We start from the raw sequence: 22145 nt of genomic DNA on the forward strand, positions 1-22145 counted from the left end.
CAGGACCGCCCCTCAGCGACAGCGTGCCCGGCCCACCGCCGCGGCCGTCGTCAGGGGCACGGTCAGGAGCGCCGCCAGCCAGAACAGCGGCCGGTAGTCGTGCGCCTGAGCGGCGGAGGCCGCCAGGCCGCCGGCCAGGGCGCTGCCCACGTACAGGGCAACACCGAACATGGCCACGCCCGTGGCGCGGGCCGTCGGGGACAGCGCCGTCGCCCACGACTGGATCGTGGAGTGCATGAAGGACCAGCCGCCCCCGAGGAGCAGGGCGACGACGACGAGCGCCCCGGTGGACTGGCTGCACCCGGCGAGCAGGTACGCCACGGCCATCTGCACCCCGCCGGCCACGATCAGGCCCACCGGAGACCACCGCCCGACGAGCCGCTTGACCACCTGCGCCGCCGCCATGGACCCGACCCCGTACAGGGCCGCGACGGCGCCGGCCAGGGTGGTGGGAACGCCACGCGCCTCCAGAGCCGGTGCCAGGTAGGTCAGGAAGCCGAGGAGCACCGCCCCCTCCAGCATCGCCACCGCCATCACGTACCACTGCCACGGCGAGGACAGGACCACGCGGAAGGGCGCCAGCAGTGACCCGGAGGGGGCCCGTTCGGGCTCGGGCAGGCGGCGCAGGGCCACCGCCAGGTAGCCGGCGAGGATACCGGGCAGCGCGAACACCAGCCGCCACGTCAGATAGTGCGCCAACACCCCGGCGACGACCGTGGCCACGGCGGTGCCCAGCGCGAACGCGGTCATCAGCTCGCTGAGGGCGCGCTGCCGTGTCGCGGCGGGCACCGTGTCGCCCACGTACGTCAAGGAGGCGGCGATGGAGGCGGCGAAGAACCCGCCGGCCAGGGCGCGGGCCCCGATCAGCACGGGAGCGTTGGGAGCGAGGACCGAGGCCAGGGCGGCCAGTGCCGCGCCGGTGAGCGACACCCGCATCACCCGCACCCGGCCCCATCGGTCGCTGGCCACCCCCCACACCGGCTGCATCAGCCCGTAGGTGAGGTAGTAGCCGCTGGCGGCCAGCACCACGGTGGGGAGCGGGGCCCCGAGGCGGCGGCCGATGAGAACCAGCATGGGCGCGATGCAGAAGCGGTCGAAGTTGCTGACGAATCCAGCGGTGCGCAACAGCCGCAGGGAGGCCGCGGGCGAGGTCGCCACCGGTGTCGACGCGGTGGTGGTCATGGGGCGGAGGCTCCCTTCCGAGAGGGTTCGACGAGAACGGATGAGCCGGTGAGCCGGTGAGCGGGTGAGCGGGTGAGCGGGTGGCAGAGACGGACCGACCCTGGTCGGATGCGGTCCGCCACCAGTTCAGCACCGGGTCCCTCGGGGCGGAGACCGCTGGCTATTACCATCAGTCACAGCCTGCCGGTTCGGCATCGGGCCTGGTGACGGCAGCATCACAAGAGGGCGCCCGCGGCCGGGCGGACGCCCGCCGTCCGGAGGAGGGGCACCATGACGCGCGGCAGGCTGTCACCCCTGGACACCTCCGCACCGCCCACTGCGGACCACGGATCCTCGCCGGACACGGCCGGGCGCCGGCGCGGTGGTCGGTGAGCACCGCACCCACACCGCCGCCGGGCGAGTCCTCCCGCCATGAACTGGGGGCCTTCCTGCGGTCCCGCCGTGAACGGCTGACGCCGAAGGGCGTGGGTCTGCCGGACGCCCCGGGCCGACGGACACCGGGGCTGCGGCGGGCCGAGGTCGCGGAACTCGCCGGCGTCAGCGTGTCCTGGTACACCTGGCTGGAGCAGGGCCGGGTGCGCACCTCGGAGCAGGTGCTGCGCGCGGTGTCGCGGGTGCTGCGGCTGGATGCCGCGGAAACCGCGCACGTCCTGTCGTTCGTGGAGGAGAGCAGCCCGACCGTCGACGTCCCCACCTGGGTGTCACGCAACCTGCTCACTCTGGTGCAGGCCATGACGCCACACCCCGCCGTGGTGCTCGACCCGCACTGGGACCTGCTGGCGTGGAACGCCGGGTACGCCGCCCTGCTGACCGATCCGGCAAGGCTGCACCCCAAGCAGCGCAACCTCCTGTGGCTGGTGTTCCGCTGGCCGCCGGCCCGCACCCTGCTCCCCGACTGGGAACACGAGGCCCGCGCCCTGCTCGGCCAGTTCCGGTCCCGGGCGGCTCGCCGGCCCAACGATCCGCGGTTCGCCGAACTCATCGGCGAGCTGCTGTCCGACGGCGACGCGGCCCGCTGGTACGAGCGCCGGGAAACAGCCGCATTCCAGCCCTCCGTCCGCCGCTTCCGGCACCCGGCCGTGGGCGAACTCCGCCTGCGGTACGTGAAGCTGGCCGCCGTGGACGAACCCGGCCACCACTTCCTGGCCTACCTGCCCGACGACCGCGACTCCGAGGATGCCCTGCGCCGCCTGCAGACAGGCGGATGAGCCCAGGACATCCGGCCGTTCCGGGACACGGCCCCCGGCATGGAGATGCGGCCGACTCGACAGGGCCGGCTGAACGCGAGCCGCCTTGGTGCGCCGCGACGTGTTTTACGGCGTGCTGGGCGAGTGGGTGAGCTGCAGGCGCGGTGCCGACGGCAGCGGCGTGGGCGCTCCCGTCTCTGGTGCGGCGCGGAACGCTTCGATCACGTAGGCGGCGAAGCGGCGGGAGGCCGCGACCCGGGCGGCACGCGGCGTGTCCTGGAGGCCCCGGTGGGCCATGAGCATGAGGATCAGGTCGTCGACGACGAAGCCGGGGCGCAGCCGGCCGGTCTCCTGGGCCCGGCGGGCCAGTTGGCCGACCGCGTGCAGAGTCTGCTGCCGGTCGGCGGCGAAGTCCATGGCGTCGGGGAAGGCCGTCATGAAGGCGTCGGCGAATCCCCGGCTGTGCGCGTGAAGTTCGCAGATCCGCTCGATCAGGCTCCGGAATCCGTGCCACGGATCGGAGTCCGCGAGGGCGTCGCGGACGGCGGCATGGCAGGCCCGCCGCTGCTCGGCGAATGTCTCCGCGATCAGTGCCTGCTTGGTCGGGAAGTGCCGGTACAGCGTGGCGGGGCCGACGCCCGCATGCCGGGCGACCTCGCGCATGGGCGCGCTCAGGCCCTCCTCGCCGAACACCGCGCGCGCGGCGTGCAGGATGCGGGCCCGGTTGTCGCGGGCGTCGGAGCGCACAGGGTGAGGCAAGTGGGTGGTCATCGTTTCTCACTTTAGCCAAACGGCGGCCAAACGGACGGAGGCGTCCGTTACGGTCCGATGGCGGTGCCGCCACCCCGCCCCCGCACTTCACCGGTGATGCCCCGGCTGCGGGGGCCGGCTCGACGCCCAAGACCGCAGCAGTTGCGCCCCGTCCCTTCCACCGACCCGAGGAGCCAAGATGAAAGCCGTCGTGATCAGGACGTTCGGAGACCCCGATGGCCTGGAGGTCGTCGATGTGCCCGTGCCCGTTCCTGCCCGCGGGCAGGTGCAGATCGCCACGGAGGCGATCGGGGTAGGCGGGGTGGACGCCGTGATCCGCCGGGGAACGCTTGCCGCCCACGGCTTCCAAGAGGGCCATCTCCTCGGCAGCGAAGTCGCGGGAATCGTCACCGCGGTGGGAGAGGGCGTGGACGCCTCGTGGATGGGGCGGCGGGTGTGGGCGTTCACCGGCCTGTCCGGTGGGTACGCCGAGCAAGCCGTCGCCGCGGTCCAGGACGTCCTTGCGCTGCCCGACGGTCTGACCGACACCGACGCGGTGACCCTCGGCGGCTCCGGCGTGGTCGCCCACTACGCCCTCGACCGTGCCCGTTTCACGCCCGGTGAGACGGTGCTCGTGCGCGGGGCGGCGGGCAGCATCGGAATCACGGCGATCCAGCTCGCGGCCAGGAATGGCGCCGGCGCCGTGGCCGTCACCACCTCGTCCGCGGAGCGAGGCGCCCGCCTGCGAGACCTGGGCGCAACCCACACCCTTGACCGCTCCGGCGGAAGCGGCCCGGACGCACCGGCGGGCTTCGACATCGTGATCGATGTCGTGGCAGGTCCTCAGCTTCCTCTCTTCCTGGACAAGCTGAACCCCAACGGGCGGTATGTGGCTGTCGGCGTGGTCGGGGGGCAGCCACCGGCAGACTTCGGCATGCGGCTGGTGGACGCCTTCCGCAGGTCGTTGTCGTTCGCCACTTTCAGCTCCGACACCGTGCCCGGCCCCCGAACGTCGCCACCGGGCGTCAGGGCGAGGAGAACGCCGCCGAGGTCGTCCGCCGCGTCGCCGGGGTTCTGGGCATCCCGGAGAACGAGGTACTCATCGGCTCCACCGGGGTCATCGGACGCCCACTGCCGATGGGCACCATCCGTACGCACTTCGACGGGACCCCCGAACGCGGCCTCGCGGCGTTCACGGCCGGACCGCTGGATGTGGCCCGCGCGATGATGACCACCGACACCCGCCCGAAGACCGCCGTACGGACCGTCGGGCAGGCCCGCATCGTGGGCGTCGCCAAAGGTGTCGGCATGCTGGAACCCAATATGGCCACCATGCTTGCCTACGTGTTCACCGACGCGGCCCTGTCCCCGACCGACCTGGACAGAGCATTGCGCGGAGCGGTGAACCGCACGTTCAACTGCCTGAGCGTGGACACGGACACCTCCACCTCCGACACTGTTGCGGTCATCGCCAACGGCGCTGCAGGACCGGTCGATCCGGCGCGGTTCTCCGAAGCCCTCGACGACCTGTGCCTGGACCTCACGCAGCAACTGGCCCGTGACGGCGAAGGCGCCACCAAGCTCCTACGCGTCACAGTCGGCCAGGCCGGCGACTACAGCCAGGCCAAACGCATCGCCAAGAGCGTGGTGAACTCCCCGCTGGTCAAGACCGCCGTCCACGGCGCCGACCCCAACTGGGGGCGGGTGGTGATGGCCATCGGCAAGAACACCGACGACACCGACATCGCGCCGGGCGACGTCACCGTGCGATTCGGCGACATCGAGGTGTACCCCGACGAGCCCGAGGCCGACACCCTCGGCAAACTCGTCGGCATCATGAGCCAGGACGAGGTCGACATCGTCATCACGCTGGGTCTCGGGGAGGCGGAAGCCACGGTCTACGGCTGCGACCTGTCCGCCGGCTACATCCGTATCAACGCGGACTACACGACATGACCGGGAGCTCTGTCTCAGCCTGAACTCGACCGACGTGATCTGGGCCCGCATCTGATCACGGTACCCGCTCGACGCCTGCTGCTACCGGTGATGTGGCGGGTGCGGAGGTGGTGGCGGGTGGGGTGGCGGGTGCGGGATGGTGGCGATGTCGGGTGCGGCCTCTGGCCACACCAGCAGCACCGGGCACGGAGCGTGGTCGACGATGAAGCGGGTGGCCGGCCCCAAGCTGTGCGGCCCGAGGCGGGTGCGGTCGCCGTCGCGGGCGAGAACGAGCAGGTCCGCGCCCTCGGCGGCGGCTACGACCTCCCGTTCGACACGGCCCGTGCGCTCGACACGGGTACACGGGCGGCCCAGACGCCGCGCGGCGTCAGCGAGAAGCTGGTCGGCGGAAACGGCAGCCAGGTGCTCCACTCTCGTGCCGGGGTCGCGTTCGGGGTGACCTCGGCCGAGCAGGCCGGCGAACGCGCCGTGCGCCGCGCCCGGGACGTCGGCCGGGGTGACGTGGAGCAGCACGATCTCCGCGTCCTCGGGTGCGTGAGTGCGGGCTGCGTCAATGCCGGCGGGCCAGGTGCCCTCGGTGATCCAGGCGATGACGTGCATGGCGATCAGCCTCCGATGAGGGTCAGCGAGGTCCACAGTGCCACCACCGACAGCACCAGAGCGGCAGGCACGGTGCAGAGACCGAGCCGGGTGAACTCCCCGAGCCCGACCTCACTGTCGTGTTCGTGCACGATGCGCCGCCACAGCAGCGTGGCCAGGGAACCGGCGTAGGTGAGGTTGGGGCCGATGTTCACACCGAGCAGGACCGCCAGCACCGCGCCCGGCCCGGACGGCGCGGTCAGCGGCAGCAGCACCAGTACGGCGGGCAGATTGTTGATGACGTTGGCCAGCACCGCGGCCAGCACCGCGATGCCCAGCAGGGCCGCGAGGCCCGTGCCGCCGGGAACCAGGTGCCCCAGCCCGGTCGCGAGCCCGTTGTCGACCACCGCACGGACCACGATGCCCAGGGCCAGGACGAATACGAGGAACGGCACCGCCGCGGCGCGTACGACGGCCCTGGGCGTGGTACGGCGCTGGGCCAGCGCCCGCACGGCGAGCACGCCGGCGCCTGCGAAGGCCGCCCAGGCGGGGTTGATCCCCACCGCCGAGGTGACGACGAACCCGGCCAGCGTGCAGGCCACCGTGACCAGCGCGAACACTGGCAGCTCGCGCGGCTCGGCAGCGGGCGGGGCCTGGGCCCCGGCACCGAGGTCGGTGGCGAAGAACCGGCGGAAGACCACGTACTCGCAGGCGATCGCCACCAGCCAGGGCAGCATCATCAAAGCGGCGAACCGGGTGAAGCTCAGCCCGCTGGCGGCGAACGCCAGAAGGTTCGTGAGGTTGGAGACCGGCAGCAGCAGCGACGCGGTGTTCGACAGATGGGTGCATGCGTAGATGTGCGGCTTCGGTCGGGCGCCGAGCCGCGCGGCGGTGGCGAACACCACCGGCGTGAGCAACACGATGGTGGCATCCAGACTGAGCACCGCAGTGATCACCGACGCAGCCGCGAACACCTGCACCAGCAAGCGGCGCGGGCGACCCGCCGCGCTACGCGCCATCCACGCCCCGCACGCGTGGAACAGACCCTCGTCATCGCACAGCTGGGCGAGGACCAGGACCGCCGCGAGGAACCCGATCACCGGCCCGAGCCGCTCCGCCTCCTCGCGGGCGTGCCCCAGCGAGACCGCCCCTGTGGCGATCACCACGCCCGCGGCCGGCACCGCGACGACCGCCTCCGGCCACCCGAACGGACGAATGACAGCGCACGCCAGCACCGCCAGAAGCAGAACGACGGAGACGACCTCCGCCACAGATGAACTCACCAGCAGAATTCTTCCCCCGACCGCCCGACGCGGCAACGACAGCCGCACGGTACGGCAGGGCATCAGGCCGCCGGACGGCCGACCCGGGCCCCGCGGCAGTCCCCGGTCAGGGCCGACCCGCTCCTGCCCGGGACCAGGGGGACGTGGCGCGCGGGTCGGCCGGGCCGCGCGCCGCGGACTGGGTGCGGCGCGGCACAATGACCGGGACAACCAGGGCGTTCCCCCCACCTGCCCCCCAGCACCCCAGCACCCCGGCGCCTGCCGCTCGGCGACCGCAGCGAGAGGGTGGCCCGCGTCACTGGTACTGCGGACGCCATTCGAAGAGCAGGATGGTCGCGTCGTCCCGCAGCCGGTTGCGCTGGTAGTCGAGGATGGCGTGGATGAGCAGCCGCAGTACCTCGGCCGGGCGCTCACCGGCGGCGTTGGAGCGGATGATGAAGTCGGTGAACCGGTCGAGGCCGAACTCCGCACCGTCCGCGTCGCGAGCTTCCACGACACCGTCGGTGTACAGCAGGACGCAGTCACCCGGTTCCAGCTTCGTCTCGTGGACCTGCCGGGTTGCCGGGGCGAGTGGGCCGGCCAGGCCGATCGGCGGCTGCGGGGGGCTGTCCAGCGCTCCGGCGAGCACGCGCCCGTCACGGACCAGCAGCGGTGGGGGGTGACCGCAGTTGACCCAGCGCAGCATCCCGGTCTCGGCGGAGAGTCGGCACAGTACGCCGGTGCAGAAGTGGTCGGGCAGCCACTGGGCCAGCGCCTGATCGACGGAGCCGACGACATCAGCCAGGTCGCCACCGCCGCGGCGGGCGTTGCGCGCCGCGGCCATGGCGACCGATGTGGTCAGGCCGGCGATCAGATCGTGACCCATGCCATCGAGGATCATGGTGTGCAGCTCGTTCTTGGCCACCGAGTGGTCGAAGGCGTCGCCGGCGATGCCGTACGCCGGTTCGAGAACCGCCGTGGAGACGCACCTGCTGCTGCCGATGGTGCGTGGCGGAAGGAAGGTCCGCAGCATCTCGGCGGGCAACCCCATGGCCGCGGTGCGGGTGCGGGCGGCGAGCCAGTCACTGTAGGCGCGCTTCGAGGAGATCATCATGGCGGACAGACAGGCCAGCATCCGGCTGCGGCGCATCAGCACCCCGTCGAGCGAGGCGGTGCGCACCGCCAGCACGCCCAGCCGTTCCGCACCGTCGACCAGAGGCATCCAGACGATCAAGCCTTCATCGGCATCGACCACCCGCGGGGAGACCGTGCGGTACGCCCAGCCGGCCGACGAGTGGTCCACCGACAGCGGCTCCCACGCTTCGCCGAGTGGAATGAGCAGCCGTTGTTGCAGGTCGACGAGGTAGATCAGCGCGGTGCCCAGGCCGAGGGCCGAGGCGCATTGGTCGGCCAGGGCAGGCAGTTCGACCGGCAGGGCCGTTTGCGCCTCAGTGATCAGCTGTTCCAGCCGATTCTCGTCGACGGGGAGGCCGGGATGGGCGGGCGCGTGTGATGGCTCCGACACGGAGATCACCCCTTCCCTGCCCAGTCTCACACTGATCCCGTCCTCTGTGACGTGTGCGACGGGGCAGCCGAGCGGGGTCGCACGTGCCTCAGCGCCGCAAAGCCGGTGCCCCGGGAGGTGTGCTGGGTGCCGTATCCGTCGCCATACGTTCAGGTCCGGCCTCGCGGACCGAGGCCCGCGTGTTCTCGCAGCTCTGCTGGCATGTCGGCAGGTTGCCACAGCTGCGAGGCCGACGTCGCTCCATGGTGCGACGTCCCGCGAAACCTCTGGACGGCGGCGCGGTTCTCCATGCCGCGGGCGGGCGGTCGGACGGGTGCCCTCCCCCGGTTCAGCCGGTCACGCTCTTGACCGCCTGTCACGCACCGCCGGGGCCAGGGCGCCCATCATCAGCACCCCCGTGAGCGCGAACCCCCACGCATACCCCGTGTGCGCCGCGAGCAGGCCGAAGCCTGCGGCGCCCACTCCCATGCCGCCGTCGTAGGCGAGGTTCCACAGTGCGGAGACCGTGCCGTACGACGGGCGGGAGACGCGGCTGTACATCAGGGTGAGGGTGGCGTTCTGGACGATGCCGAAGCCGGTGCCGAAGACCGCCGCGCCCATCAGTACGGCGACCGGGCCGGCAGTGGCGGCCAGCGTCGACAGCCCCGCCGCCGACGCGAGCAGACCCGGGGTTACCAGCCGCGCGGAGCCCCGGCGGTCGCCGTACCGGCCCGCCAGCCAGCGGGCCACGGTGGAAGCGGTGCTCTGCACCAGCAGCGCCGCCGTCGCGACACCTGCCGATGCGCGCGGTACGGCCAGCGGCACGAACGTCACCAGGATCCCGGCGGCGACCGCGGTGGCGGAGAACACCAACGCGGGACGCCGCAGCCCCGCGGCACGCACGGCGGCCACCATGCCGAGTGCTTCGGCATCGGCACTCGTGCCTTCAGTTCCGTGGGTCTTCGGCGGCTGCGTCTCCCGGAGTCCCGGGACGGTCGGGATCGCCGCCAGGGCCGCCAGGCCCGCGGCCATGGTGACCGTGGTGTACCCGAGGTGTCCGGACATCCAGACCCCCAACGGCAGGGTGACGAGCGAGGGCACACCACCCACCAGGCCGACCAAGGCCAGTCCCTCGCCTCGGCGCTCGGCGGGGATCAGCACCGCGGTCAGGGCGCCGCCGGCGACCATCGTGAGACCGAACCCGAGGCCGCGCACCAGGCACACCGACGCGGTCCAGGCAGCGCCGTCGTCGAGGGGCAGGGCGAGCGCGGGGGCGCCCAGCAGGAACAACCCCGCCGCCAGCGGTCCCCGGTGGCCGTACCGGCCGACGATCCGGGGCCCGGCCAGCTCGCCGAGCACCGTGGACAGCATGAGTGCGCCCGTCGCGAGGCCCGCCGCACCGCGGCCGACGTGCGTGGGGACCGCCGACAGCAACAGGAAGAAGCTCACCGTCACAGCCACCACGCTCACGAGCCGCAGCAGCAGGGCGCGGCTCAGCAGGGGCGGCCGCGACGGTGCGGTGGCCATCGGGGCGGTGGCCGTCGCGGCGGTGGGGTCCGGGACGGTGGGGTCCGGGACGGTGGGGTCCGGGACGGGGTTCGCGGTCGGGTCAGGACGAGTCATGCCGTTGACGCTAGGCAGGGACCGGATCACCGGTAAGATCCAATTTCATGCCTGTGCAGTGGACCGGTCTGTCGCCCGAGCTGCTGCTGGCCATCGACCGGAGCAGCGGTGAGCAACTGCGTGTCCAATTGGAACGGCAGCTGCGGGACGCGATCCGCGGCGGCCGCCTCGCCGTGGACGAACGCCTCCCCTCCTCGCGGGAACTGGCCCGCTCCCTCGGCCTGTCCCGCGGCCTGGTCCAGGACTGCTACGCCCAGTTGCAGGCCGAGGGCTACTTGGTCACCCGCGTGGGCTCGGCCACCCGTGTCGCTGCCTGCGCACCCGCCGCCCCCGTCGAGCCGTCGGCCGAGCGCCCTCCGCAGCCCACGCGTCTGATCGCCGACTTCCGGCACGGCGTGCCCGACTTGGCCTCCTTCCCGCGTGCCGACTGGCTGTGGGCGGTCCGCGAGGCGGCCCGCCGGATGCCGACCGCCGACCTCGACTACGGGGATCCGCGCGGCAGCCGGGAGCTGCGCACGGTCGTCACCGCCTATCTGCGCCGGATCCGCGCGGCCGACGCCGAACCGGACCGCACCCTCATCTGCTCCGGCTACGCCCAGGGGCTGGCCCTCGCCCTCCAGGCGCTGGCCCGCGGCGGGGTCCGTGCCGTCGCACACGAGGATCCCGGCAGTCCCGCCACGGTGAGCGCGGCCATCCTCGCGGCGGGCCTCACCCCGGTCCCCGTCCCGGTCGACGCGCACGGCGTCGATGTGGCGGCCCTGGAGGCGACCGGCGCTCGCGCGGTGGTCGTCACCCCCGCCCACCAGTGGCCCACCGGCGTCCTCCTCGCCCCTGCACGCCGGCACGCGCTGCTCGCCTGGGCCCGGCGCCGCGACGCGTACGTCATCGAGGACGACTACGACGCCGAGTTCCGCTACGACCGGGAGCCGGTCGGCGCTCTCCAAGGCCTCGCGGCCGACCGGGTCGTCTCGATCGGCACCGTCAGCAAGTCCCTGGCCCCTGCCCTGCGCATCGGCTGGCTGTTGAGCCCCCCGGCGCTCGTCGCGCCGCTCACCGAGGCGAAACGGATCGCGGACCGAGGCACGCCCACCCTCGATCAGCTGGCCCTGGCCCGGCTGATCGAATCAGGCCGCTACGACCGCCATCTGCGCCGTATGCGCATTCTGTACGGGGCCCGCTGCAGGACACTGCGAGCCGCCCTCGCCGAGCATGCCCCAAAGGTGCGCCTGACCGGCCTCGCGGCGGGGTTCCACGCCGTGGCCCACCTGCCGGACGGGGCGGACGAATCGGCGGTCATCGCCGCGGCGCGGGCCCGGCGCGTCGGTCTGTACGGTATGAGCGCGTGCCGGGCCTCGGGCGATTCCGAGCCGCCTCGACTCGTGCTCGGCTTCGGCGACGTTCCCGAGCGGGCGATCGCGGAGGGGATCGCGGCGGTCGGTGACCTGCTCGGTCACGGCCGGGCGGCGAAGGTCAGCGCGGGGGTCAGTGTCCCAGAGCGGCCTTGGCGGCCACAATGACCAGGCCGAGTAGCAGGTTGACGACGCCCTCGCCGACCGCCATGCGGCGGGTCGCGCCCGCGCTGATCGCGCCGAGGGTCGCCCAGGTGACCTGTTGGGCGATCGCGACGGCGAGCACCAGCCAGCCCGTGCCGGACAGGCCCAGGCCGAGCACCGGGCTGACCGCCGCCGCCACCGCGGGCAGCACCGCCGCCTCCACGATGGGCCACTCGCGCCGGGCCACGCGCCGTACCTCCCGGTGGTCGATCGGCCTGCCGACGATCCGTTCACCGGCTACGTGCGCGTATACGTGCGCTGCCCAGAAGACCACGCCCGTCACCAGCAGCAGCACGATCAGCTGAAGCCGCGGGAAGTCGCCGGCCGTGCCGGCGGTGGCCACCACCGATGCGGCGAGGAGCGAACCGTAGACCGCACCCGCGTAGTCCGTCCGAGGAGCGCGGGCCCGCTCTTGGCGCGCGGGTCGCCCCGCCGGGGCCGGAGAACTGCTCACCGGACCAACATAGGCGCCGGTACCGGATACTCCGGTGAACGGCGCCGACCGCTCGGGGGCCTACCCCGGCGGAGCAGCCACTTTGCGCGTCCCGGATCTCTCTGAATCGCAGGCCGCGGAGGTCGGTGACGCCCCTAGTAGAGGCTCGAGAAGAGGACGCCGATGAACTGGGCCGCCTCGTCGCTGTCGTTGCGGAAGCTGTGCGGGTAACCGGCCGACCATTGGGCGCAGTCACCGGCGTGCAGTTCGTGGTCGCTCCCGTTGTAGCGGGCTATGAGGACGCCCTTTGTCATCAGGATGAGGTCGGACCCTTCGTGTCGCAGTTCCTCCAGGAGGCCGCAGCCCGGCTCGAAGTCCGCGGTGACCACCTGGTAGCCGAGCCGGGGCTCCCGGAGAATTCGGTAATGGACCCCGGGGGCCCGTTCGAACGACTCCTGATCCCGCGCCGGGAAGATCGAGGGAGTGGCGCGCCCCCGCGAGAAGCCCAGGAACGAGCCCACGTCGTGGCCGAAGACCTTGGCCAGGCGGCTGAGCCGTTCCAGGGCGATATCGGTCTCACCACGTTCCAGGGCGGCCAGGAACGACACCGACAGCCCGCACTCGGCCGCGACCTGGCGCAGTGACATGCCCTGGTGGGTGCGGAGCCGGTGCAGCACCTCCCCAGGGCGGGGGTAGTCGAGCTCCGGATCACGGGTGGTCGGGCCGGAGGGCGGTGTGGCGGAGGACGGAGCGGGCATGGGTGCATCCTAGGAGGGTCAGGTCCGGGCGGGGGTGTCCTTGAGGTCGTCATTCAACCGTTCCAGCAGGCCGGAGCGGCTGACGAGGACCCCGAGCTGAAACCTGCTGCGCGCGCCCAGCTCCTGGTAGATCCGGGCGATGTGGTTGCGGCAGGTGCGCACGCTGACGCCGACGCGCCGCGCTATCACCGCGTCGGTCTGCCCCTCGGCGAGGAGCCGGATGATGGTCGCGCGCACGCGGGAGGCCGCCTCGCTCGCGCCGGTCGCGCGGAGGCCGTCCTCGAACGGCACGGCGACCGCCCAGGCTCGTGCGAACGCCTCCACCATGAAGTGCGCCACCCCTGGATGCCGTATGGCCACGGCGGCACCTTCCTCGCCGGTGGGGACGAGCACCGTCTCCCGGTCGAAAATGATCAGTGGCGGCACGGGGTCGGCCAGGGTGCGGACCTCGCCGCCGCCTTGGACGACTCGTCCCATACCGGCGCGTAAGGCGTTGTCGAAGCGGGCGGTGTGCCGGTGGATGACGCGCACCACGACGCCGCGGCCCGCCAGCGACGCGGTCGGCCCCGGCCCGTCCCACAGTCCCGGGGCGACCCGCCGGCCGGCGTCCGGCTGGGAGACGAGGACCTCCTGGGAGCAGCCGCGGACGGCCGCTGCCAGCCACGCTCGGACGGCGGCCTGGTCGGCGAGGGGCCGGAAGCGGTCCGGCGGGTCGCTCCGTCGCTCCGGGCTCGGCGGACCACAGTGCGTTCGCATGATTTCCCCCGTTCGTGGGTTCCCGTGGGCGCCTCGTCCGGACCTGCCGGGCACGCGTTGACGCGCCATGGGTGCAGCTTGCTGCAGGGAGCGCCATCACCCCCTCGGGTGGACATTATTCTGCACTGACGTGCTTTTTATCGCACACCCCCCTGCAGCTCGCACAACAGAAAGCCGATCCCTCATGACCGACATCGCAGTGATCAACTACAACCCGCGCCTCGACTACCAGGCCGTGTTCCCGGAACTCGCCGAACGGCTGCACGTGTTCAGCCACCACGAGCTGAAGAACACCGAAGCCCTGGCACGCTACGAGTACGTCGAGAACTGTGAGGCGGTGCCCTATGCGGAACTGATGATCCGCAGGCTGGCGCGCGAGAAGCCGTTCACCCACATCATCACGGACAACGAGTACGACCTGGAGCGGGTGGCCCGGATGCGCGAGGACCTCGGGATCCCGGGGCAGTCCTCCGCCAGCGCCCGTTCCTTCCGCGACAAGGTCGTCATGAAGGAGGTGGCCGGCCGTGCCGTCCCCACGCCCCGCTTCGCGCGCCTCCACACGATCGTCGACCTGACCGACTTCATCGACGCGTGCGCGTACCCGGTTGTCGTCAAGCCGGTGAAGCAGGGGGGCTCGCGCGACATCACGGTACTGCGGGGCGAGGACGACCTCATCGAGTTCACCCGCCGCGCCTGGCGCGAGGACCTCATGGTGGAGGAGTTCGTCGAGGGGCGGATGTACCACATCGACGCGGTGCTGGCCGATGGCTACCGCTTCGTGGCGTCCTCACGGTACCTGCGCAGCTGTCTGGGGGTGTTCTCCGGGCAGAACAACGGTTCGCTCCAGCTGCGTCCCGACGACCCCTTCGCCCGCAGGCTGGAGGAGTTCTTCGATCGAGTGCTGGATGCCTTCGACACCCCGGAGGCCGGTGCCTACCACCTGGAGGTGTTCCACACCCCCCAGGACGAGCTGGTGCTGTGCGAGATCGCGTCGCGCGTGGGCGGAGACCGTATCCCCGCGCTCACCCGGGCCACTTACGGCGTCGATCTCCACGCCGTGTCCCTGCGTCTGATGTGCGGCCTGCCCGTGGACCCGCCGCCGGCCGCCCTCCCGGCCGAGGTGCATGGCTCGGTATCCATCCTGCCGCAGGGCCGTCCGGTGCGGATACCCGGCAGGCCGCCCTTCCCGTGGGTGCGCCACTACGAGGTCAACGAGCAGGCCGGGCCCGACGCCGTGACCCTGCACAGCGCGTCCCATCTGTGCTTCGTCATCGTCGCCGGAGCCGATACCGCCGAGGTGGAGCGGCGCCTGTTCGAGGCGGAGGACTGGCTGATGGCCAACCTTGACTGACGCGGCGCCCGCCAGGGTGGCCCGCCAGGACTTGTCCGCCCGTTGCTGTGACCGTCGGGTTGTCGGACCGTGGTGCCGGGTGTTGACCGAGGCGACTTACCGGATGCCGAGCGGGAACGGCTGTGGCCGTTCCCGCCGGTGAGCCTGAGGGATCTCATCGGCATTTATCGAACGTCATCCGGACATTGACGACCCCGCCCCAGCATGGCCCTGACCGAGCAGTGGTTTCAGCGGCCTCAGGGGGAGAACAGTGATCTTGACCAGCCTCACCACCGATGACCTGCCACAGGCCGACCGGTTCGGCTGGTGGCGGGAGATGACGGCGTCGGCGATGCTTCCCTCCCTGTTGGACACCGACCGGCGGTCCCGCTTCCGGGCGACAGCCGATCTCGTGGATCTCGGTGGCGCACAGGTCACAGCGATGACGTACCACTCACTGACCTCCCTGAGGACGCCGAAGCTCATCCGACAGCGCGACCCCGAGTCGTGTCTGCTCTCCCTCACCGTCCACGGGACCATGACGCTGTCACACTGCGGCCGGGAGGCGACCGCGGGCGTCCATCAGCTGCTGGTGTTCAGTTCCTCCCGACCGTTCCACGGCTCGGCCAGGGCCGAGGACCGGCCCGTGTCGCAGATCCTGGCGCAGATCCCGCGCAGCCTCATCCCTGTCCGCCCGCAGACCCTCGACCAGGCCTTCGCCACCCGGATACCGGCGGCCGATGCCTTCGGTGAGCTGCTGGCACATTTCCTCACCCAGGTGACGAACAGGGCCCGTCAGTACCGGACATCCGACAGGGCCCGCCTGTCGGCGATCCTGGTCGACCTGCTCAGCGGCTTACTGGCGCACCGTCTCGAAGCCGAGCACGAGTTGCCGGCCGAGAGCCGCCGACGCGCGCTCTTCTTGGAGGGCAAGAGCGTCATCCAGCAGCGTCTGGGCGATCCGGCGCTCAGTACGGCCGAGGTCGCCGCCGCGCTGCACATCTCGCCCCGTTCCCTGAACCGGCTCTTCGAGAGCAACGGGCTGACCGTCTCCGACTGGATCCGCCGACAGCGCCTCGAGGGAGCCCGGCACGATCTCTCCGATCCTGCGCAGCGCGGGACCGCGGTGTGCCGGATCTCCGCGCGCTGGGGCTTCAGCCATCCCGCGGCCTTCAGCCGCGCCTTCCGACGCGGGTACGGCTGCTCTCCGCAGGAATACCGGCAGCAGGCGCTCACCGGAACTGGCGCGCCGGGTTAACTACCGGGCGCGCACGGCCAACGACTCCACCGCCCCCGCTCCGCAGAATGAACCGGAGTACGGAACAGGGCCTGCCGGAGAACAGCCTCCCGCGGGTCGAGGACCAACGGAGTCACAAAGGATCGAGCGATATGTCCATCAGCAAGAGGCTGACACTCGCTGTCGGTACAGCGGTGTTAGGGGGAAGCCTCATTCTCCCCCAGGCGACCAGTTCCTTCGCCGCGTCCTCGGACGCCAAGGCCGCAAAGGGAGAGAGGATCACCGCTGCCTCCCCGACCGCGGGGCTGGAGTGCGGCAGGAACTGGCCGCACCACCGCTCCGCGCGTGGCAGTGTGTCGGGGGCCCGCGCCGCCACTCACATCTGCTGGGACAACCGGTACAACGCGCGCATCGACTACTCGTCCTCCTGGGTGCAGGACACCAGCAGCAGGGACCGCAAGGCCGCCCGGGCGTACGTGAGGTACGACAAGAAGCACACCGGCCGCTGGGTGCGCCAGTGGTCGGGTCCGCTGGCCACGGACGGGCCCTCGCGCGGAGTCAAGCACTTCCAGTGGGGCGACTCCTCCTCGAAGGGCGTCGTGGTGTACGTCTGCGTCGGCGCCAAGGCTCCCTGGCAGTCGGGCAGCCGCTGCAAGGGCTTCTAGCCGGCACCGACCAGCGGGGGTGAACGGGCTCCCGGCGCGGCGTTGGCCGCCCGGGGGCCCTCACGCGTGTCCGGGCTGTTCCGGCGGGCTGCGCCCGGATGTCCCCGGACCGTTCGGGTTCAGGCGGAACGGGCTTGGGGCCGGAAGCCGGCGCCGAGGCCGGGGAGGCCCCCGGTGTTCACGAGCCGGGGTGCAGGACGGCGAACAGCCCGCGGGCGCGGGTGCCGTCCGGCAGTTGCCAGACACCGCCGACATGGCCGATGGCTCCTTCGGGAAGGGGCGACGCGCCGTCCGGGGCGGGCCTCAGGACCCGGTGCACACGGAGGGTCGCGCCATCCGGTGCGGTCAGCCCGGTGCCCTCGGAGTCGTCGGTGACAGGGGCCGTGGCCTCCTCCGACGCCAGGCCCGCACCGGCGTAGGAGCGGGTGACCTCCCGGTCGACGGCGTCGGATGTGCTCTGCGCCTGAGCCTGCACCCGCCCCTCGATCAGGGCCCACAACTGGGCCACCAGCACCGGGTCGTGGCAGCCGTCATAGGCCCAGCGGCGTCCCAGCACCCCGTGCTCCATGGTCCCCACGAGGGCGTGCTCCGCCCCGTCGAGCGGCGCACCGCGATAGGTCAGCGGCACCAGGTAACTGACCGGCTCCGCACCGGCGGCGTCGGTGACCACCATGAACTCGATCCCCACCGCGCCCCGCGGGTCGTCCAGCCGGAAGCCTCCCGCCTTCGCCAGCCTGGCTTCACCGGCGCCGCCCCCGTACCACGGGCGCGAGGGCAGCCAGGAGGTGAGCAGTTCCAGCTTGGTCGGCTTGAGGGTGGTGCGGTGGATGATGGCCATGCCGATGTGTCCTCACCAAACTTGAATGCGCTGATACGTGGTTCGATCATGACGTACTTCTGCCCTCGACAGCCAGGCGCTCCGACCGTCCGGCCCAGGCGCCGATGTGGGCCGCGATCCCGTCGAGCACGGTGTCCAGCCCGAGCCGGAAGGAGCCGTCGAAGTCGTTGTTGTGGGGGCCTTGGAGCCCGGCCCGGTCGAGGATGGAATAGATCAGCTCGGACCGTGCGAGCGCGTGGGGGCACATCCTGCTCAACCCCGGTGACAGAGCACTTCATCACCGCGACCCACGTCGGGGACGAAGACGTGGTGCGCACCGAGGCCTACGGGGGTGTACCCGTTCGGTGGACGACACACAAGTGGCGGCCGGAACCACTCGTGGACCTGATCGAGCAGGCCGGACTGCGTCCGGTCGCCGAACTCCGGCTCCCCGCGGATGAGCAGAGCGGGCCGGGCCTGGTGGTCATGGCCAAGCGCCCCGGCTGAGGACCCGCTGGACGGTGGGGTTCGGTGCCGGGGGCTGGTCGCTCAGGCGACATCAGTTGGCGGGGTTGCCGAACCAGCGGGAGAGGTGGTCGTCCAGGTCCTCCTGATCGTCGCCGACCCAGGCGACGTGGCCGTCGGGACGTAGCAGGGCGCATGGAGCGTCCAGTGGCGCGGTGGGATCCGCGAGGTGATCGACCCGGTCCGACCAGCCGCCGACGGTCAGGCGTCCGGTGCGGTCCAGCAGCAGTCCGCGGCCGCGATGCAGCAGGTCGTAGAGGCGGCCCTGTTGCACGTCGATGTCGGGCAGGCGGCGGCCGAGCAGGTCGGGGCCTTCGCCGAAGTCGTAGCGGATGCCGGTCGCGGTGATCTTCTCGATCAGGTAGCGGTTCACCTCGTCGAAGTCCATCAGTTCGGTGAGCAGCCTGCGCACGGCCTGCGGGCCCGGTTCGGTGGACAGCAGTTCCATCTGGGCGCGGGTGTTGTCCAGCACGTCCTCGGCGACCGGATGGCGTTCGGCCTGGTAGGTGTCCAGCAGTGTTTCCGGCGCCCAGCCGCGGATCTGTGCGGCCAGTTTCCAGCCGAGGTTGAACGCGTCCTGAACCCCCAGATTGAGGCCCTGCCCGCCGGTGGGGGGATGGATGTGTGCCGCGTCGCCGGCCAGCAGCACCCGCCCGACCCGATAACGTTCGGCCAGCCGGGTGGCATCCCCGAAGCGGGACAACCAGCGCGGTGAGTGCACGCCAAAATCGGTTCCGGCGATAGTGCGCAGGTGTTGTTTGAAATCCTCGAGGGTGGGCGGTTCCGCGCGATCGCTGACTCCCGCGACGGGGACGACGACGCGATAGACACCTGCGCCGAAGGGCCTGAGACTGAAAATCTTGTTGGTCTTCTGGATTTCGGCCACCTTGGCGGCGATCTCCTCCTGCGGCGCACCCACTTGCATCTCGCCCATCAGCGTCTCGTTCCGCGAGGGCTCGCCGGGGAAGCCGACGCCGAGCAGTTTGCGCACCGTACTGCGCCCGCCGTCACAGCCGACGAGATAGCGCGAACGCAGTTGTTCGCCGTCGGCTTGCTCGACGGTCACGCCCTCGTCGTCCTGCTCGACATCGGCCACCGCACAACCGCGCCGGACCTGCGCTCCCCGTTGGATCGCATGCTCTTCGAGCAGGCGAACGACGACCGGCTGCGGGATGCCCAGCAGATAGGCGTGCGTGGAATCCAGGCCCTTGGGCGCGGGTTTGGCGATGGCGGCGAAGAATCCGCCGGCCGGACGCTGTCTTCCGTGCTGGAGCATGCGATCCAGCAGTCCGCGCATTGCCATCAGCTCGATACTGCGGATGTGCAGACCGACTATGCGGGCGAACGAAACGGGCTCGGTTTCCTTCTCCAGAACGAGTACCCGCACATCGTGCAGCCGGAGTTCGGCGGCCAGCATCGCGCCGGTCGGCCCGCACCCGGCAATGATCACGTCCCACTGCGGAGAGTCCATAGGTGTTGCCTTTCGGGAGTGCCTTGTTGTCGAGGCGCTCCCGGCGACGCCTACGTCAATCGCCGGCCGTGACGGGAAGGGGGAGCACCCACGTCGATACAGCGTTCATGGGTCTCACCTCCTCGGGCGGTGTCACGGTCCCCTGCAAGCTACAAGCCCCGGCATCACCTCGTCCAATGCTTTCCCGGAGCGGGCCGGCGGCTCCGACCGGTCCCCCACCGTGATGGTCACGCCGCACGGTTGCGATTCACCGTAATGAAGCAATACGGTGTATCGCCATGAGACACCGCATCGCGGTGGTCGGGGGCGGCCCCGCCGGCCTTGCCTTCGCCCGCGTCCTGCACCGCCATGGCTACCCCGTCGCCGTCCTCGAACGCGATCCCGCCCCCGACTCCCGCCCCCCGGGCGGCACGCTGGACCTGCACGAAGGGCTGGGCCAACTCGCGCTGGACAAGGCGGGGCTGCTGGCGGAGTTCCACGCGCTGTCTCGTCGCGAGGGGCAGGCCATGCGCATCCTGGACACGGACGGGACCGTCCTGCGCGACTGGCGACCCCGTCCGGATGAACAGGCCAATCCCGAGATCGACCGCGGGCAACTCCGTGACCTGCTGCTCGGCCCCCTCGACGTCCGTTGGGGGCAGGGCGTGACGCGGGTGGTGCCGGGGACCCAGGATGGCGCGACGGTCCATTTCGCGGACGGGGGCCAGGAGACCTTCGACCTCGTGGTCGGCGCGGACGGCGCCTGGTCCCGGACCCGCCCGGCAGTCTCGTCGGTGACGCCGCACTACACCGGCGTCACCTCGGTCGAGACCTCTCTGGACGACGTGGACACCCGCCACCCCGACCTCGCGCGGTTGATCGGCGACGGTTCCGTGGCCGCGTACGGCGTGAACCGCTCCCTCGTCGCCCAGCGCAACAGCGGCGGCCACGTCAAGGTGTACGCCAGGTTCCGCGCGCCCGTGGACTGGCACGCGAATCTGGACCTGGCCGATGTCGAGGCCGTGCGATCGAGCCTGCTGGGTCTGTTCGACGGCTGGGCCGCTCCCGTCCTCGACCTCCTCCGCCACGGCACCGCTTTCGTCCACCGCCCCTGCTATGTCCTGCCCGTGTCCCACACCTGGACCCACGTCCCCGGGGTGACGCTACTGGGCGACGCCGCCCATCTGATGCCCCCCTTGGGGGTGGGCGCGAACCTCGCGCTGCTGGAAGGCGCCGAACTCGCCGAGTCCATCGCCACCGGCCCTGGTGATCTGGACGAGGCGGTCCGCGCCTTCGAGGAACAGATGTGGACACGGGCCGGCAAGTGGGCGCAGATCACGATGGCCGGTCTGGAACGCCTGGTGAGCCCGGACCCCGCCGAGGCCGTCGCCCTCTTCGACCAAGTCCAGCCATCCTGACCGCCAAGCGCGCGAGGCCCCAGCGGCAGACGGCCCGCCCGGCCATCGATCACGTGACATGCGCGGCGATGGTCCGGGCGCACTCCATCGCCTCCGCGTGTGTGGTGTCCACCTCGAGGTCATAGGACACGCCCTGGTGGACCACTTCCGCCTGGGACGCGGCCATCCCGATGGTCCGATCGCCTCGCGCGACCTCACGGCCCGCGGCCACCGCCGCGTCACACCTGACGCCGACCCACAGCACCTGCAGTTCGCCCAAGGCCTTCTGCCAGCGCTGTTGTGAGTCCGCCCCGCCGAGGAACACCTCATCGACGATGACCCGGGCGCCTGCGCGGGCCATCGCGGCGACCCCCTCGATCCATGCCGCTTCCAGCGTCCGGAACTCGGGACCGACCGTCACCTCTCCGTCCGGAGCGAACTCGATCCCGCCGTCCGAAGCCTGCATGGACGCCGGCATCGCCTCAACCAGCGTGTCCGTGCCGAGGGCCAGCCAGGGATCCGGCAGGACCGCCTGCAGACATCGAACGATCCCGGATTTCCCCGAGCTGGAACCACCGTTGACAACGATCACCTGAGTCATCACGGCGCCACAGTAGAGGCCCCGGGGCAACCCTCTAAACGGATTTCCGTGAACAGCGGGATCTCAGTGGCTGACGAAGGTGCCCTTCTCTCTCGAGTCCCTCTCCGGAGACGGCCCGCTCAGCGCCTTCGCGATCGCGCGGCGCAACGGCAGCCAGGACGCGATGACGAAGACACCGAACAGAGTGAGGGGCAGCAGCCCCGCCAATTGCCCCGGATCGTCACGCAGCCAGTGCCGATTGCCCCACCAGTTCGCGCAGACGTCCACCACCATCACCGCCACTGCCAGCCACACCCCTTCCCGCCGCATCAGCGCCACCATGACGGCGACCAGCGGATCGAGGACCACCAGACCGACGAAGAACACCTGAAAGGGAACCTGAGGAAACCCCGCATAGGCGTGGATACCGCCACGGGCCAGATCGGCGGCATGGCTCCCGAAGCCGACGAGAAAACCCATCAGGTACACCCCAAGGACCCACCTTGCCCACAACGGCTGGCGGCCCCACCGTTCCCGCACGTCAAACTCCACGAGGCAACCCTAGCCACCGGGCATGCCGGCCCCGGTGCTGCCGCGATCC

Annotated in this window: 20 protein-coding genes and 3 pseudogenes; 9 read left to right on the plus strand and 14 right to left on the minus strand. The window is 71.2% G+C overall.

All coding sequences use genetic code 11. The features are described 5' to 3' along the window. Positions 1-12 precede the first annotated feature (12 nt). Positions 13-1182, minus strand: a complete 1170-nt coding sequence (locus ABFY07_RS07400) for an MFS transporter (RefSeq protein ID WP_346173659.1) — start codon at positions 1180-1182, stop codon at positions 13-15. 368 nt (positions 1183-1550) lie between these two features. Between ABFY07_RS07400 and ABFY07_RS07405 the strand changes: the two genes are divergently transcribed. Next, complete coding sequence (locus tag ABFY07_RS07405; protein ID WP_346173660.1) at positions 1551-2390, plus strand: helix-turn-helix transcriptional regulator; 840 nt, start codon at positions 1551-1553, stop codon at positions 2388-2390. Positions 2391-2495: 105 nt separating this feature from the next. On the opposite strand, the gene ABFY07_RS07410 is transcribed toward ABFY07_RS07405, so the two are convergent. Then, positions 2496-3140: a TetR/AcrR family transcriptional regulator gene (locus ABFY07_RS07410; RefSeq protein ID WP_346173661.1), complete on the minus strand. Its 645-nt coding sequence runs from the start codon at positions 3138-3140 to the stop codon at positions 2496-2498. A gap of 178 nt (positions 3141-3318) precedes the next feature. Between ABFY07_RS07410 and ABFY07_RS07415 the strand changes: the two are divergent. Further along, positions 3319-4125: pseudogene (locus ABFY07_RS07415) on the plus strand (zinc-binding dehydrogenase); the annotation flags it as partial. Between the two features lie 59 nt (positions 4126-4184). Further along, a pseudogene (locus tag ABFY07_RS07420) lies at positions 4185-5075 on the plus strand (bifunctional ornithine acetyltransferase/N-acetylglutamate synthase); the annotation flags it as partial. A gap of 81 nt (positions 5076-5156) precedes the next feature. On the opposite strand, the gene ABFY07_RS07425 reads toward ABFY07_RS07420, so the two are convergent. The 4 genes from ABFY07_RS07425 to ABFY07_RS07440 all read right to left on the minus strand — a co-directional run bounded on the left by ABFY07_RS07425 (position 5157) and on the right by ABFY07_RS07440 (position 10043). Then, the gene (locus tag ABFY07_RS07425) at positions 5157-5675 is read right to left on the minus strand and encodes a universal stress protein (RefSeq protein ID WP_346173662.1); all 519 of its coding nucleotides are present in this window, start codon (positions 5673-5675) and stop codon (positions 5157-5159) included. Between the two features lie 5 nt (positions 5676-5680). Beyond that, on the minus strand, positions 5681-6937 hold the full coding sequence (locus tag ABFY07_RS07430; RefSeq protein ID WP_346173663.1) for an arsenic transporter: 1257 nt from the start codon (positions 6935-6937) through the stop codon (positions 5681-5683). A gap of 295 nt (positions 6938-7232) precedes the next feature. Continuing rightward, positions 7233-8441 carry a PP2C family protein-serine/threonine phosphatase gene (locus tag ABFY07_RS07435; RefSeq protein WP_346173664.1) on the minus strand — a complete coding sequence of 403 codons (1209 nt, stop codon included), beginning with the start codon at positions 8439-8441 and terminating at the stop codon, positions 7233-7235. A 336-nt stretch (positions 8442-8777) separates the two neighbouring features. Beyond that, entirely contained in the window at positions 8778-10043 is a 1266-nt protein-coding gene (locus tag ABFY07_RS07440) for an MFS transporter (RefSeq protein WP_346173665.1), read from the minus strand. 47 nt (positions 10044-10090) lie between these two features. Here ABFY07_RS07440 and pdxR point away from each other — a divergent pair, with 47 nt between their 5' ends. Then, complete coding sequence (gene pdxR / locus ABFY07_RS07445) at positions 10091-11560, plus strand: MocR-like pyridoxine biosynthesis transcription factor PdxR (RefSeq protein WP_346173666.1); 1470 nt, start codon at positions 10091-10093, stop codon at positions 11558-11560. Here the strand turns inward: pdxR and ABFY07_RS07450 are convergent. From ABFY07_RS07450 to ABFY07_RS07460, 3 genes are all read right to left on the minus strand, one after another. Further along, on the minus strand, positions 11526-12050 hold the full coding sequence (locus tag ABFY07_RS07450; RefSeq protein ID WP_346173667.1) for a hypothetical protein: 525 nt from the start codon (positions 12048-12050) through the stop codon (positions 11526-11528). The genes pdxR and ABFY07_RS07450 overlap by 35 nt on opposite strands. A gap of 134 nt (positions 12051-12184) precedes the next feature. Beyond that, on the minus strand, positions 12185-12787 hold the full coding sequence (locus tag ABFY07_RS07455) for a helix-turn-helix domain-containing protein (protein ID WP_346173668.1): 603 nt from the start codon (positions 12785-12787) through the stop codon (positions 12185-12187). A gap of 18 nt (positions 12788-12805) precedes the next feature. Beyond that, a complete protein-coding gene (locus ABFY07_RS07460) occupies positions 12806-13543 on the minus strand; it encodes a helix-turn-helix transcriptional regulator (RefSeq protein ID WP_346173669.1) in 738 nt (245 codons plus the stop codon). 184 nt (positions 13544-13727) lie between these two features. Between ABFY07_RS07460 and ABFY07_RS07465 the strand changes: the two genes are divergently transcribed. The 3 genes from ABFY07_RS07465 (at position 13728) to ABFY07_RS07475 (ending at position 16775) form a co-directional block, all read left to right on the plus strand. Next, entirely contained in the window at positions 13728-14894 is a 1167-nt protein-coding gene (locus tag ABFY07_RS07465; protein WP_346173670.1) for an ATP-grasp domain-containing protein, read from the plus strand. Between the two features lie 256 nt (positions 14895-15150). After that, positions 15151-16131, plus strand: coding sequence for an AraC-like ligand-binding domain-containing protein (locus tag ABFY07_RS07470; RefSeq protein ID WP_470069907.1), 981 nt, complete (start codon positions 15151-15153; stop codon positions 16129-16131). Positions 16132-16262: 131 nt separating this feature from the next. Next, the gene (locus tag ABFY07_RS07475; protein WP_346173672.1) at positions 16263-16775 is read left to right on the plus strand and encodes a hypothetical protein; all 513 of its coding nucleotides are present in this window, start codon (positions 16263-16265) and stop codon (positions 16773-16775) included. Between the two features lie 178 nt (positions 16776-16953). Here ABFY07_RS07475 and ABFY07_RS07480 read toward each other — a convergent pair whose 3' ends face one another. Next, on the minus strand, positions 16954-17613 hold the full coding sequence (locus tag ABFY07_RS07480) for a maltokinase N-terminal cap-like domain-containing protein (RefSeq protein WP_346173673.1): 660 nt from the start codon (positions 17611-17613) through the stop codon (positions 16954-16956). Between the two features lie 46 nt (positions 17614-17659). After that, on the minus strand, positions 17660-17860 hold the full coding sequence (locus ABFY07_RS07485; protein ID WP_346173674.1) for a hypothetical protein: 201 nt from the start codon (positions 17858-17860) through the stop codon (positions 17660-17662). Between the two features lie 23 nt (positions 17861-17883). Here ABFY07_RS07485 and ABFY07_RS07490 point away from each other — a divergent pair. Next, positions 17884-18099, plus strand: a pseudogene (locus ABFY07_RS07490) (SAM-dependent methyltransferase); the annotation flags it as partial. A gap of 52 nt (positions 18100-18151) precedes the next feature. Here the strand turns inward: ABFY07_RS07490 and rox are convergent. Next, positions 18152-19588 (minus strand): rifampin monooxygenase, encoded by a 1437-nt coding sequence (rox, locus tag ABFY07_RS07495; RefSeq protein WP_346173675.1) that lies wholly within the window; start codon positions 19586-19588, stop codon positions 18152-18154. Between the two features lie 278 nt (positions 19589-19866). Between rox and ABFY07_RS07500 the strand changes: the two genes are divergently transcribed. Next, the gene (locus ABFY07_RS07500) at positions 19867-20985 is read left to right on the plus strand and encodes an FAD-dependent oxidoreductase (protein ID WP_346173676.1); all 1119 of its coding nucleotides are present in this window, start codon (positions 19867-19869) and stop codon (positions 20983-20985) included. A 49-nt stretch (positions 20986-21034) separates the two neighbouring features. On the opposite strand, the gene cpt is transcribed toward ABFY07_RS07500, so the two are convergent. Both cpt and ABFY07_RS07510 read right to left on the minus strand, forming a co-directional pair. Next, positions 21035-21565 carry a chloramphenicol phosphotransferase CPT gene (gene cpt, locus ABFY07_RS07505; RefSeq protein ID WP_428836879.1) on the minus strand — a complete coding sequence of 177 codons (531 nt, stop codon included), beginning with the start codon at positions 21563-21565 and terminating at the stop codon, positions 21035-21037. Positions 21566-21628: 63 nt separating this feature from the next. Next, the gene (locus tag ABFY07_RS07510) at positions 21629-22096 is read right to left on the minus strand and encodes a hypothetical protein (protein WP_346173678.1); all 468 of its coding nucleotides are present in this window, start codon (positions 22094-22096) and stop codon (positions 21629-21631) included. Between the last annotated feature and the right edge of the window lie 49 nt (positions 22097-22145).

Origin of the sequence: Streptomyces sparsogenes subsp. cuspidosporus, assembly GCF_039532705.1 — a bacterium.
Classification (GTDB): Bacteria; Actinomycetota; Actinomycetes; order Streptomycetales; family Streptomycetaceae; genus Streptomyces; species Streptomyces sparsogenes.

Coding starts and splice junctions, on each gene's coding strand:
- ABFY07_RS07400 (WP_346173659.1), bottom strand. CDS start 1,182: ATGACCACCACCGCGTCGACACCGGTGGCGACCTCGCCCGCGGCCTCC.
- ABFY07_RS07410 (WP_346173661.1), bottom strand. CDS start 3,140: ATGACCACCCACTTGCCTCACCCTGTGCGCTCCGACGCCCGCGACAAC.
- ABFY07_RS07425 (WP_346173662.1), bottom strand. CDS start 5,675: ATGCACGTCATCGCCTGGATCACCGAGGGCACCTGGCCCGCCGGCATT.
- ABFY07_RS07440 (WP_346173665.1), bottom strand. CDS start 10,043: ATGACTCGTCCTGACCCGACCGCGAACCCCGTCCCGGACCCCACCGTC.
- pdxR (WP_346173666.1), top strand. CDS start 10,091: ATGCCTGTGCAGTGGACCGGTCTGTCGCCCGAGCTGCTGCTGGCCATC.
- ABFY07_RS07455 (WP_346173668.1), bottom strand. CDS start 12,787: ATGCCCGCTCCGTCCTCCGCCACACCGCCCTCCGGCCCGACCACCCGT.
- ABFY07_RS07460 (WP_346173669.1), bottom strand. CDS start 13,543: ATGCGAACGCACTGTGGTCCGCCGAGCCCGGAGCGACGGAGCGACCCG.
- ABFY07_RS07465 (WP_346173670.1), top strand. CDS start 13,728: ATGACCGACATCGCAGTGATCAACTACAACCCGCGCCTCGACTACCAG.
- ABFY07_RS07475 (WP_346173672.1), top strand. CDS start 16,263: ATGTCCATCAGCAAGAGGCTGACACTCGCTGTCGGTACAGCGGTGTTA.
- ABFY07_RS07480 (WP_346173673.1), bottom strand. CDS start 17,613: ATGGCCATCATCCACCGCACCACCCTCAAGCCGACCAAGCTGGAACTG.
- ABFY07_RS07485 (WP_346173674.1), bottom strand. CDS start 17,860: ATGTGCCCCCACGCGCTCGCACGGTCCGAGCTGATCTATTCCATCCTC.
- rox (WP_346173675.1), bottom strand. CDS start 19,588: ATGGACTCTCCGCAGTGGGACGTGATCATTGCCGGGTGCGGGCCGACC.
- ABFY07_RS07500 (WP_346173676.1), top strand. CDS start 19,867: ATGAGACACCGCATCGCGGTGGTCGGGGGCGGCCCCGCCGGCCTTGCC.
- cpt (WP_428836879.1), bottom strand. CDS start 21,565: ATGACTCAGGTGATCGTTGTCAACGGTGGTTCCAGCTCGGGGAAATCC.